Consider the following 13,412-nt stretch of genomic DNA (forward strand, 5'->3'; position numbering starts at 1 on the left):
AGATTGCTATTTCGCAGAGATTCGCAAAGGAGACACAAGCAACACAAAGAATAAATAGTTTTGTGAATCTCTGCGTCTCCTTTGCGAATCTCCGTGTAATTCCCCACAAAAATACCAATAAAAACAACAAACCCATCAATTACGATGGGTTGAGTTTTATTCTTCTTTTAATTCGTCTATTACTTTTTTGATTTCTTTGGCATATTTTCCGTAAAATAATTTCACATGTCCTTCCGTCATAAGCCACATCAATGTCATAAATACAACTATTATCAATACAACTATTAGGGCAACATTTTCCTGATTTGCATCTAAAATACGATTTAACAGTTTACCTGATTTTTTACCTAAGGGCAATAAAAACATATAAAACAGTCCAAAAGGAATAAAAGTGTAAGTAGCAGATTTGTACGTCTCCATAAACAACTTTATATTGTAATAGATCTCATACAAATTGTCTTTGGTTGTTGTTGCGACATCTGTAAAATTTTTATAGTACACATATAATCTTATTGTAAAACTAATTAAGATTACTATTGATAGTGCATACAATAAATAATAGGCAAGAAAAAAACTATATTTCAGTTCAATAATTAACGGAACGATCCCGACGAAAACCACTGAAACTATTTGAGCAATCAGATCTTTTTTTAAATTTTTTCTAATTTTATCCAAAGGCATATTCACCGATTGTATTTTTTCTAAATTATTTGGAAGAACAACATTTTTAGTTTCTTCATTCTTCCATGCGTTTTGTATATCGTCAAAATCCATATCCTTGATTTTTAATAATTTCTTTTAATTTTTCTTTTGCTCTGTTTAACTTCACTCTGGCGTTCCCTTCAGAAATTCCAAGATTATCGCCTATTTCTTTATGTGAAAAACCTTCTAGTTGATAAAAAATAATCGCTTTGTCAATTTTTTCCAGTTTCTGAACGGCTTTATAAAAATGATCCAACTGACTTTCTTTGATGTGTGAGTCTCCTTCATCGTCCTTTATATTTTCTGAAGCAATTTCATATTTATCAACTTTCCTTTTTTCCTTTCTCAGAAAAACGATTGCAGTATTAACCGCTACACGATACATCCAGGTCGAAAACTGACTTTCATTTCTGAACGAATCATATGATTTCCAAAGCTGACAAACAATCTCCTGAAACAAATCCTGTTGATCATCATGATTGTCCATATACATCTTGGAAACTTTGTACAAAATTCCTTTGTGATTTTCTATCCGACTTAAAAACTCTTGTTCTTTTTCTTTCAAAACAGTTTTAGTTCATTATTGGTTTTACGATATATCCTGCTTTTCTCAATAAATTAATCACTCCAAATTCTCCCCCTAAATGCGCCGCACCTACTCCCACAAATAAACTTTCTTTTTTCATCAGTTCAGGTAAAACTTCAACCCACTTACTATTTCTTTCGTCCAGCATGTACTTTTTAGCCTTAGCAGTCATAATATCTGCTGCAGTTGAAGCTTTGTATAGTTCTTCTATATTTTCTTTCTTATAATTTGCAACTGACAAATCTGTATCATCATCCGCTTCTTCTGACATTGCTATCGTTTCATCATCTGAATAAGCATTTCCATAACTTTCAATTTGAAATTTAACAGTTTCAAGTCCAACTACTTCAATATTTCGTTTTTTAGCCATGGCTGCAAATTCCATTTCATAAAATTTCATATCTGTGCAGCCAAAATTTTTCATCGAAATTAAACCCGATACTGTCATCAAAGTAAAAGCATCTACCTGTTTAATAGTCATTCCTGTTGATTTTTTTAATATCGCATCTAATTTAGCCAATTGTTCCGGATTTAATTTTTTGCTCAAAGGCTCTTTTCCCATTGCACTTTTTTGCATAAATTCCATTTCATTCGGGTCTGCATAATTCATTTCTAAAACTAATTTACCCGAAGCTTCAAATGCTTTCTTTGTCTTTTCAGAAAGAAAATAATCTTCTCCACAAATCACATGAATGGTTCCGTATAAATAAGATGGCTTTTCTAAACCGTTTCCTGAGACTTCCCATAAAAGAGAATTCTCAAGTTTTGGAGATTTTGTTTGTGCCTGATTTGACAAACTAAAAATAATTGCGATTACTGTAACTACTGATTTGAATAAATTTTTCATTTGATTGATTGATTAAGTTGATAATTGATTGATGATTGTGATCTGATGATTGATTGATTTGATGATTGAAACCCGCTATTATTATTTCATGAATTTTTTTCGTTGCCAGGAAGCGATTGAAATCACAAATAAACAAATCATTACAACGAGTGTTTCTGTTCTTGGTTTATCGAATATAAAATGGTTTACTAAAGTGTACCCTAATCCGAGAGAAGTTAAAAATATAAATATAAAGTTAGAAGTTCTCTCGCTTTTTGAAGTTGATTCTTTTTTCATAATTATTTTGGTTTATTTGATTACGACTCGTAAGTAATCGAATAATCAAAACGTTACAAAAAAAAATAAACTTTTTTATAAAAAATTTAAAAAAGTGAGGAAATACGGCTATTTCACAGAGATTCACAAAGCAAAAAAAAGAGATTCACAAAAATCTCTGTGAATCTCCCTATTACTTTGTGTATCTCTGTGAAATAATTTAAACTATAAAGACAAAATTTCTTAGAAGTTCTAAAACCTGATTTATTTCTTCTTGAGAATTATAACTGTGAATACAAAAACGCAAGCGTTCCTGGCCTTCCGGAACGGTTGGTGAGAGAATTGGTTTTACATCAAAACCTTTATCCTGTAGTTGTTGTGCTAATTGTTTCACTTTTTCGTTGCCGGGAACAATCGCAGACTGAATAGCCGATTTACTTCTAACAAACATCGGCTTTAAGCCTAATAAATTTTTCTGTTGATTGAAAAACACAATATTTTGACGCAGTTTTTCAATGTTTTCCTTTTCAATCTCTAAATGCTGATACGCTACTAAAACAGTAGCAACAGAATGTGGAGACAATCCTGTTGTATAAATAAAACTTCTGGCGAAGTTTACTAAGTATTTTTTTAGTTCCTGACTTCCTAGAACAACCGCTCCATGGCATCCTAAACCTTTTCCGAAAGTCATGATACGGGCAAAAATTCTATGGTGTAAGTTCAGATATTGAATCAAGCCTTCACCTTTTTCACCAAAAACGCCAAGAGTATGCGCTTCATCCACAACTAAATAACAATTGTATTTCTCTGAAAGCGCTACCAGTTCGTCTAAATTTGGAGTGTCACCATCCATAGAAAAAACAGTTTCAGTAACGATGTAGATATTGCCTGGAGTCTGGACTTTAGAAGATTGGAATTTTATAATAAGTCTTTCTAAATCTTCAAAATCATTGTGATTGAATTTGTATGATTTCGCATTCGACATTGTAATTCCATCACGAATTGAAGCATGACTTAACTCATCATACAAAATAACATCATTTCGTTGCGGTACAGCGCTAAAAAAACCAACATTGACATCGTAGCCCGAATTAAAAATTAGAGCTGATTCAGCTTCATGAAATGCAGCAATAAAAGTTTCTGCTATTTGATACAAAGAATGGTTTCCGGAAATTAATCGCGAACCTGTCGCACCATTCTGAATAATCTCATTTTCGACCAGATAATGATGTGCCACTTTGAAAATAGCTTCAGATCGTGAAAATCCGATATAGTCGTTTGAAGAAAAATCGACAAGATTATTAAAACTTGGCAATTGTCTTAACGCGTTATTTTGCTTTCGGGTTTCAAGCTTTTGAATAAGATTTTCAGGTAATTTCATAAAAGCAAAGTTATGAAATTGAACTCAAATTAAACAAACAGCAGGCGTGATGTCGCCCGCTGTCTTCAATTTGATTTTTATATCGCACTTATAAACGGCGATTTTCTACTGTATTTAGATTCCAGCATTTCAGTTATCATAAATCCAGCAATATCATTTGCACTTATTTTTTCTCCTAAACAGTCTTCTAAACTTACTGAGATTTCAGAGTTTTTATCAATAAATTCAATAAACGGCACCCGAACCTGCGTCCAATTCACATTACTTGCAACCAACAAATCATAGGCTTTTTGTCTGTCTTCCTGAATAATCGGAAAATTAGTTTTCATCCAATCTGTAGCCATACTAGTTTTTGGACTTTTTTTGTCAAATGGAGTATCGATATTAAGTCCAGCCAGCAAAATATATCTTTGTATTTCATAGTCCTTAATTACTTTCAAAATGTGGCTCGTGGCTACGCTTGCTACAAGTGGCTCATCTTTTCGCTGTCCAACCGTACTCAAAACAGCCTGACAATCTTTTAGCAATAGTGTAATGGAATACGAATCAAGAGCATCGCCTTTGATAACTTCAATGTCTGAATGTTGAAGCGTAAAATTTTCAGGATTTCTAAGTAAGAGTTTTATACTAAATCCTTGTTTCAATAACTGGTTTACAAGATATTTTCCAGTTCTGCCGCCACCGCCTAAAACGGCTACTTTATGTATATTTTTCATGTGTTTTCTTTATAAAATTTGACATAACTCATTTTTGCTTTATCTATTAGATAAAGCAAAAAACAATAAAAACTTACTGAGCTTTTATTTTAAAAATCAATATTTTATAAAGAGATTCTAATAGTACAAAATTATAGAAATAAAAAAAGCCAAACAATACTGTTTGGCTTTTTAATCTATTTTCAAATTGTTTTAGTCAACTAAAACAATAATTTTATTGTCTTTCATTTCGATAGTACCTGACGTAATCTCTAATGTATAGGTTTGGTCATTTACTTTCGTGAATTTACCTGCTACTTCTTTAGAAAAATTGAAACTTGGCGCTGCAATTTTAATAGTTCCTTTTTCTAGAATAGAAACGATAGGAGCATGGTGATTCAATATTTGAAAGCTTCCATCAACCCCAGGCAATGTAACTGAAGTTACTTCTCCTGAAAATAATTTTGCTTCTGGTGATACTATTTCTAAAATCATACTTTTTTAGTTTACAGTCTCAGTTAAAAGTCTCAGTACTGAATACTGGGACTGAATACTGAAAACTAGATTTATGCTTCAGCTAACATTTTTTCTCCAGCTTCGATCGCATCCTGGATAGAACCTTTCAAGTTGAAAGCTGCTTCAGGAAGATGATCTAATTCACCGTCGATAATCATGTTGAATCCTTTGATAGTATCTTTAATATCAACCAAAACTCCAGGAATACCTGTAAATTGCTCCGCTACGTGGAAAGGTTGAGATAAGAAACGTTGAACACGACGTGCTCTTGATACAGATAATTTATCTTCTTCAGATAATTCTTCCATACCTAAAATCGCGATAATATCTTGCAATTGTTTGTATTTCTGAAGAATTTCTTTTACTCTTTGTGCACAGTCGTAGTGCTCATTTCCTAAAATTTGAGGAGTCAAAATTCTTGAAGTAGAATCTAACGGGTCAACCGCTGGATAAATACCTAACTCAGCAATTTTACGAGACAATACAGTTGTAGCATCTAAGTGAGCAAACGTTGTTGCCGGTGCCGGGTCAGTTAAATCATCCGCAGGAACGTAAACCGCTTGTACAGATGTAATAGATCCTTTGTTTGTAGATGTAATACGCTCTTGCATCGCTCCCATCTCTGTTGCCAAAGTTGGTTGGTATCCTACTGCAGAAGGCATACGACCTAAAAGTGCTGATACCTCAGAACCTGCTTGTGTAAAACGGAAGATGTTATCAACGAAAAACAATACGTCTTTCCCTTGATCAGTTCCGGCTCCATCACGGAAATATTCAGCGATAGATAATCCTGAAAGTGCTACACGAGCACGAGCTCCAGGAGGCTCATTCATTTGTCCGAAAACGAAAGTAGCTTTAGACTCTCTCATTCCTGGCATATCTACTTTAGATAAATCCCATCCTCCATTTTCCATAGAGTGCATGAAATCATCACCGTATTTAATAATTCCTGACTCTAACATCTCACGAAGCAAGTCATTTCCTTCACGTGTTCTTTCACCTACTCCTGCGAATACTGAAAGTCCACCGTGACCTTTTGCGATATTGTTGATCAACTCCTGAATCAATACTGTTTTACCAACACCAGCACCACCAAACAATCCAATTTTACCTCCTTTTGCATAAGGCTCAATCAAATCGATTACTTTAATACCTGTGAATAAAACTTCTGATGAAGTTGATAAATCTTCGAATTTAGGTGCTTGTCTGTGAATAGACAAACCGTTTTCTCCTGTTTTTGGCAAGTTTCCTAAACCATCAATTGCATCTCCAATTACATTGAATAATCTTCCGTATACATCCGGACCGATTGGCATTTGGATTGGATTACCAGTTCCAACTACTTCATATCCTCTAGACAAACCGTCTGTAGAGTCCATAGAGATTGTACGAACAGTGTTTTCACCAATGTGAGATTGTACTTCTAGAACTAACAATGTTCCGTCTTTTTTAGTGATTTCTAGTGAATCATAAATTTTTGGAAGTTCAACATCCTTACCGTTGAAAACTACGTCAACTACTGGTCCAATGATTTGAGCAACTTTTCCTATTACTTTTGACATTACTTATGTATTTATTAAATAGCTATTTAGGTTTATCGAAAATACCTCTTTTTTCAGAGCGCAAAGATAATTTTTTAAAATATAAAATCAATTTTTTTTTCATAAAAAATACTATGATTTTGTTTGATTCCTAAAAGACAGGCCTAAAAAATCTAAAATAGCAATTTTCATTGAAATAAAAAAAAGCCACTACATTTTAGAAATGAGTGACTTTCTTACTAAAAAAAATGGGCTTTACGGTAATACTGCAGGATATAGAATTGGATAATTCCCCACATCTACACCCTTTAGGTTTGATCCATATTTAGCATTTATAGCCTCAATAAACTTATTTGCAATAAAGGCATATCCTCTTGGCGAAGGATGCACACCATCTAAAGAGAAAGTTCCTCCGGTTACAAATGTTGATGCCATTGTAAAATTATTGGCTACAATTCCGCCTTTGTCAATTTGATCCATAATTGCATTTGCATCTACAAAAGCTAAGCCTTTAGAATCTGCAAGTGATTTTATTATTGCATTAAAAGCTTTTGTTGCTGTTGCTAATTCTGCAATTTCTGTTGGAATTAGAACATACTTATCCTGTAAAGGGTACGTAATTCCGAATTTATCCAAAGGCGCAGGAGGCGCGACTCCTAATCCTGAATTTGCAGCTGTTGGCGCTGCACCAATAGCTGACTGTGTTGTTAAAAGAACTAAATCAGCGGCAGTTGCCTGACGCGCCTGTCCAAAAACGGCACCATAAAAAGCCGCTGTCTGAGCGCCTAAAGTAGGCGTAAAAGCCGCTGTAAGCTGTGCTGATAAGTTTGTCAGAGATTCATCTTTTATCAATAATGGATTTGAACCTGTTGTAGACAACAAGTTAATTCTTGTTCCCGCACTAAAAGCAGTTAAAGCTTGTTTTAAAGGCCCATACAACTGTGCATTTAATGCATTTATCGTAGCCACACCAACTGCAGTATTTCCACTTCCTAATACGGAAGCAGTAAGTGGATTATAAGGAACCGTCTTAAAAAACGGAATAGAAGTTACATACGGAATATTGGCTACCACACCTTTTGCTCCTGCCGATGTCAAAGTAGTGATAAGAGCGGCATATGTTCCATCAAAACCAACACCTGCAGCGCCACTAACTGGTGTAATAGGATTTGTGCCATCACCTCCGGAAGTTGCATATCCCAGAACGTCATTATTTCCAATCCATAAGGAAAAGAATGTCGGCGCTTGACTCATTGCATAAGTCAATACCGATGTTGTTCCATTTGGAGCAAAACGTACATAATACGGATTTGCTGTTCCATTTGCCAGACCGGCCGGGCTTCCATAAGTTGGCGATAATAAATGAAAACTTTTCGCTCCGGGAACACCTGTATTATTATAAGGACCTGCAGCTACAACTGCAGGATTTATAACTTCTGTAGTAGGAGTTCCGGCAACAGGAACTGGTGCAGAACCGTTAAAATACAATCTTGGTCCGAAAGCCGGATTTACTTGTCCACTAAAAAGCAAACCTCCAATATTATCATTTGTGTAAGGAATTTTGAATTCTCCTCCTCCAACAAGTTTGAATTGTTCTGCTAAAATAGTAGTATAAGCACCTTCTTGCCCTTTTTTAAATAAAGCACCATCACTAAAACCCGACGTTAAGGAATTCCCTAAAGCAACATATTTTGAAAAATTAGCAGTACCAGAAGTCAAAGGCAAACCATCAGAAGAATCTACGATCGTTGCCACATCATCATCACTATTACAAGCCACAAAGGTTAACGAAACCAATAATAGCCATTTGAAATTTTTTATCATAATTTATATATTTTAAAATTACCTCTTTCAAACTTTTAGATAAGAAAGCAATAACCTATTTATTTTTGTTTGAAAATTTCTAATTACGGATTGAATGTCCATGAAGCAAAATACTGCTGACCAATTAATCCCGCACCAATTACCTGAGTATATTCTTTTCCACCAATATTAGCAGCCCCCAATTTAAATGTAGACTTCATTTTTGGCACAGCATAATTAATTTGTGCATCAATTACAGTAGCCGATTCAATTATACCATCAGCAAAACCTGCTTGCCACTCGTATTCACTATTCCATCTTGCGCTAACATTAAATCCGAAGTTTTCGAACACTTTTTCATTTCCAATAGAAGCTTTAATTCTATGTTTAGGCGTATTAAATCCTGCTTCGAAACTTGGATCTTTTTCCTTGTCAAAATCAAATTGAGCGTAATTATAGCTTACACCTAACTCATAACCCGCAATAATTTTTTTAGAAAATCCTGCTCCAAATCCAAGCGAATGAATCTCTACATCAGAATTGGTATACAATTGATACGCTCTATATTCTCCATTTTGAATTGCACGAACCGATTGAAAACCAGGATCTGTAGCTCCTCCTGCAAGATTTGGATTGTCCTGAGCCTGACCATAATAAGTAGAAATCACATTTAGGTTACCAATAAAATCATTGTAGATATTATAATACCCGTTAAGATCTATTGAAAAGCCTTCAAAAACAGAACGATATCCTAACTCAAAAGCTTTTACTTTCTCAGGCTTAACGTAATTAGCATTCGATTTTTTCAATAATGCTGCCGCCGCAACCGGATTTGATCCCGCCATTGCAGCAAAAGCACTTACAGAACTTGCTATGTACGAATTTCCATACGCATCATAACCTGTCATGTCTTTAGTTGTATTTCCGCCACTATAAGCCTGACCTTCTGGACTAAGATTAAATGTTTCACTAAATCTTCCTAAGTTGTCAGGTGCAGATCCAATCAACACTGCATTGCCAATATTAAATCCTATATATTGATCTTGTGTAGATGGATTTCTGAAACCTGTTTGAAAAGATCCTCTGAAATTATGATTTTTCTTTTCTCCGCCTGAATAAACAAGAGATAGTCTTGGCGAAAAGTTTCCGTCGAAATTTTTAGATTTATCATAACGAATTGATCCTGTAAACTTCAATCTATCGTCCATGAATTTTTTCATCAATTGAGTGTAAGCCCCATATTCATTATAATTAATTGGACCGTCAGCGTCTGTATAAATTCTACCATGAGAATTCAATTCATATAATCTAAATGAACCTCCAACCTGAATCTCTGCAAATTTGATTAAATCTCTAAAATTATAATTTGCATCAGAGTGATAAATCCTTGAATTGTCAACCAATTTTGAACCAGTCAAGACACTTTCGTCTTTAATTACTTCATTAAACGCTTTTTGAAACTCTGGAGATCCCGGCAAAAAACGGCCTGTATCAGCAGTAGCTCTTGCCGCCTTATCTGCATTCGCAGGTGTCATACCAGCTAAAGTAGACTGAATATAAGCTCCGGCATATTGACCAAACCAAGTTTTATCGTCTTTCCATTTTCTATCAACATTTATACCTGTAAATACCATATCATAAGAATTTCCTCCATCTTCTGATGTTGTATATCCTCTAACGAAAAAATTCTTTCCTTTAAGCTCAAGTTTATGTTGCTGCATGAAAAAATTATTCAAATAATAACGATTTGCACCTTGGTAAACGGCATTACCAAAACCAAATTTACTTTGCCAGATAATTTCTAATCTCTCATCTCCAAAAGGTCTTGCGTGCAAAGAAAAATCAATTTTTAAATTGGATGCCTTATTATCAGTAAGATCAATCTCATTGTATCCCGTTCTACTAACATTGCTATTAGGCAACAAATTTACAGCTCCTGCAGGAATCAATCCTAAACTGGCCAAAGACTGTCCAACACCTTTTATATTTGTTGATACTTCGTCTCCATATACATTTATTCCATCATAATTTGGATTACTTCTATCAATACCAGCAACTGTTTTATCTGCATAATTGGTTGCATACCAATCCGTAGCCTGCATGTAAGTGAAATTTGCTTTAGCCGCAAAATATTTATTAAAAGTTTTTGCTGCTCTGATTCCAAAATCTACAGAAGCATTTGTACCTGCAGCATGCTGAGAAGTCTGACCCAATTTTAAATAAACATCAATTCCCTGATCTGTAAAAGGGCTTTTACTGTTCATAAATAAAATACCATTAAAAGCGTTCGCACCATATAAAGCAGAAGATGCACCTGGCAACAATTCAACACTTTGAACGTCAATCTCAGAAACACCAATCATATTTCCCAATACAAAATTCAGCAAAGGTGATGAGTTATCCATTCCATCTACTAACTGCATAAAACGTGTATTGGCAACAGTAGCAAAACCCCTTGTGTTTATAGATTTAAAGGACATACTACTAGTATTCATCTGTACTTCCTTTAAATTTTCTAATCCATCGTAAAATGATGGCGAAGCTGTCTTTTTAATATCCTGAATACCCATTCTTTCAATGGTAACAGGAGACTCCAAAACACGCTCAGGAGTTCTTGAAGCAGAAACTACGATCTCATCCAGTTTATTTTCTTCATCTTTTAGAATCACATTTACCTTTTGATTAGCCGATGTGATCGAAACTGTTTTAGCTCCGAATCCCACTGCTGAAATTTTAATTGTAAAAGGTAACTTAGCGGAAGTGGTCAGTTTAAATGTACCATCAAAATCAGCAGAAGCTCCACTACGCTCTCCTACTACAACAACATTGGCACCGGGAATAGATTGTTTGTTACTATCGGTAACAGAACCAGTAATTGTATTCTGCGCAAAGGACGCGCCGCAGAAAAACAACATAATTAGCAAATACACTCTCATGTGGGTTAGTTTTTGGTTAGTTTATCTAGCCAAAATACAAATATTTTTGATATTAATAATAAAACGTTAAAAAAAATTAATATAACGCATATTTTTTGCTAGTATTTTAACTTTTTCACATTAGCTTTTCTTAAATTAACAGCAACAACAATGCATTTCAAATCTTAAATAGTATGCATACATATAAAATTTAAGATAAAAAATGAGGATATAATAAAAATAGAGGGGTCAGAAAAAAAATATGATAATAAAAAAAGCGAGACCTAAATCTCGCTTTTTTAACATATAATGAATTGTAATCTTTATTCTACTGTAACCGATTTAGCCAAATTACGTGGCTGATCGACATTACAACCTCTCATAACAGCAATATGGTACGAAAGTAATTGTAATGGTATTGTGGTAATTAGCGGAGACAATGCATCAGAAGTTTCCGGAATCTCGATTACATAATCGGCCAATTCGCGAACCTGGGTATCACCTTTAGTAACAACGGCAATAATTTTTCCACTTCTTGATTTAATTTCCTGAATATTACTTACAATCTTATCGTAATGTCCTTGTTTAGGTGCAATAACAATAACCGGCATATGCTCATCAATCAAAGCAATTGGTCCGTGTTTCATTTCAGCAGCAGGATATCCTTCAGCATGAATATAGGAAATCTCTTTTAGCTTCAACGCTCCTTCTAGTGCAACAGGGAAATTATATCCACGGCCTAAATACAGGCAATTTGGCGCATCTTTAAAAGCAGCGGCAATTTCTTTTGCTCTGTCATTTGTTTCTAAAGCTTCCGCAACTTTTTCAGGAATTAATTCCAATTCTTGTAAATAAGCATGGAAATCAGGATTTGACAATGTTCCTTTAGCTTTTCCTAATCTCAGAGCAATCATAGTCAAAACTGTGATTTGAGTAGTAAAAGCTTTAGTTGATGCTACTCCAATTTCAGGACCTGCATGTGTATAAGCACCTGCATGACTTTCTCTTGAAATAGAAGAACCTACAACATTACAAACTCCAAAAACAAAAGCTCCATTTTCTTTAGCCAGTTTAATAGCTGCCATTGTATCAGCAGTTTCTCCAGATTGAGAGATTGCAATAACAACATCATCTTTATTTATAATTGGATTTCTGTATCTAAATTCAGAAGCGTATTCCACTTCTACAGGAATACGGGTAAATTCTTCAAAAATATACTCAGCTACTAAACCTGCATGCCATGATGTACCACAAGCAACAATCAGAATTCGTTTGGCATTTAAGAATTTTTCAAGATTATCTTCAACACCAGCCAGTTGAACAATTCCCTCATTTGCATGAAGTCTTCCTCTGTAAGTATCTTTTATAACATTTGGTTGCTCATAGATTTCCTTAAGCATAAAATGATCATAACCACCTTTTTCAATTTGCTCCAAATTCATTTGAAGCTCCTGAATATAAGGATCTACTAAAGAGTCATCTTTTATTTTTCTAACTTTAAGCGGCTTATGCAATCTAATGTTTGCCATTTCACCATCTTCAAGATAAATTGCATTTGAAGTATATTCAATAAAAGGAGAAGCATCAGAAGCAATAAAATATTCTCCTTCGCCAACTCCAATTGCCAATGGACTACCCAATCTTGCAGCAACAATTTCATCAGGATTTTTTTTATCAAATACAGCAATAGCATAAGCTCCTACCACTTGATTCAAAGCAATTTGCACTGCCTTTCCTAATTTGATACCTTCCTTTTTTTGAACTTCTTCAATTAAGTTCACTAAAACTTCAGTATCTGTATCTGATTTAAAAGTATAACCTCTTTTTATTAATTCTTCTTTAAGAGGTGCATAATTTTCTATAATTCCGTTGTGAATTATCACTAATTCACCAGAATTAGAAAGGTGCGGATGCGAATTTACATCATTTGGAACTCCATGAGTTGCCCAACGGGTATGCCCAATTCCAATAGTTCCATTAGTAGTAAAACCGTCTTTTGCTTTAGCTTCAAGATCCGAAACCTTACCTTTTGTTTTACAAAGTTTAATACCTGAGTTGTCATACAACATAACACCTGCGCTATCATAACCTCTGTATTCGAGCCGCTTTAATCCTTTTATAACAATAGGATACGCCTCTCGATGGCCGATATACCCAACAATTCCACACAT

Annotated in this window: 11 protein-coding genes; all 11 read right to left on the reverse strand. The window is 34.5% G+C overall.

What is annotated here, in order from left to right; translation table 11 throughout:
* Positions 1 to 156: 156 nt before the first annotated feature.
* Positions 157 to 774 carry a hypothetical protein gene (locus B0A65_RS01975; RefSeq protein ID WP_074660280.1) on the reverse strand — a complete coding sequence of 206 codons (618 nt, stop codon included), beginning with the start codon at positions 772 to 774 and terminating at the stop codon, positions 157 to 159.
* Complete coding sequence (locus B0A65_RS01980) at positions 764 to 1,267, reverse strand: RNA polymerase sigma factor (protein WP_074660279.1); 504 nt, start codon at positions 1,265 to 1,267, stop codon at positions 764 to 766. The genes B0A65_RS01975 and B0A65_RS01980 overlap by 11 nt, the downstream gene beginning before the upstream one ends.
* 7 nt (positions 1,268 to 1,274) lie before the next feature.
* Positions 1,275 to 2,135, reverse strand: coding sequence for a TraB/GumN family protein (locus B0A65_RS01985; RefSeq protein ID WP_074660278.1), 861 nt, complete (start codon positions 2,133 to 2,135; stop codon positions 1,275 to 1,277).
* 81 nt (positions 2,136 to 2,216) lie between these two features.
* Positions 2,217 to 2,411, reverse strand: coding sequence for a hypothetical protein (locus tag B0A65_RS23095; protein ID WP_123890264.1), 195 nt, complete (start codon positions 2,409 to 2,411; stop codon positions 2,217 to 2,219).
* Positions 2,412 to 2,610: 199 nt separating this feature from the next.
* Positions 2,611 to 3,771: an aminotransferase class I/II-fold pyridoxal phosphate-dependent enzyme gene (locus tag B0A65_RS01995; protein WP_074660276.1), complete on the reverse strand. Its 1,161-nt coding sequence runs from the start codon at positions 3,769 to 3,771 to the stop codon at positions 2,611 to 2,613.
* 77 nt (positions 3,772 to 3,848) lie between these two features.
* Positions 3,849 to 4,487, reverse strand: coding sequence for an NAD(P)-dependent oxidoreductase (locus B0A65_RS02000; RefSeq protein WP_074660275.1), 639 nt, complete (start codon positions 4,485 to 4,487; stop codon positions 3,849 to 3,851).
* 192 nt (positions 4,488 to 4,679) lie between these two features.
* Positions 4,680 to 4,961, reverse strand: coding sequence for a F0F1 ATP synthase subunit epsilon (locus tag B0A65_RS02005; RefSeq protein WP_074660274.1), 282 nt, complete (start codon positions 4,959 to 4,961; stop codon positions 4,680 to 4,682).
* A 71-nt stretch (positions 4,962 to 5,032) separates the two neighbouring features.
* Positions 5,033 to 6,544, reverse strand: a complete 1,512-nt coding sequence (gene atpD / locus B0A65_RS02010) for a F0F1 ATP synthase subunit beta (RefSeq protein ID WP_047777068.1) — start codon at positions 6,542 to 6,544, stop codon at positions 5,033 to 5,035.
* Positions 6,545 to 6,778: 234 nt separating this feature from the next.
* Complete coding sequence (locus B0A65_RS02015; protein ID WP_074660273.1) at positions 6,779 to 8,347, reverse strand: SGNH/GDSL hydrolase family protein; 1,569 nt, start codon at positions 8,345 to 8,347, stop codon at positions 6,779 to 6,781.
* An 83-nt stretch (positions 8,348 to 8,430) separates the two neighbouring features.
* On the reverse strand, positions 8,431 to 11,262 hold the full coding sequence (locus B0A65_RS02020; RefSeq protein ID WP_074660272.1) for a TonB-dependent receptor domain-containing protein: 2,832 nt from the start codon (positions 11,260 to 11,262) through the stop codon (positions 8,431 to 8,433).
* Positions 11,263 to 11,564: 302 nt separating this feature from the next.
* Positions 11,565 to 13,412 carry a glutamine--fructose-6-phosphate transaminase (isomerizing) gene (glmS, locus tag B0A65_RS02025; RefSeq protein WP_074660271.1) on the reverse strand — a complete coding sequence of 616 codons (1,848 nt, stop codon included), beginning with the start codon at positions 13,410 to 13,412 and terminating at the stop codon, positions 11,565 to 11,567.

This window comes from Flavobacterium frigidimaris (assembly GCF_002217275.1).
In the GTDB taxonomy this organism is placed as follows: domain Bacteria; phylum Bacteroidota; class Bacteroidia; order Flavobacteriales; family Flavobacteriaceae; genus Flavobacterium; species Flavobacterium aquidurense.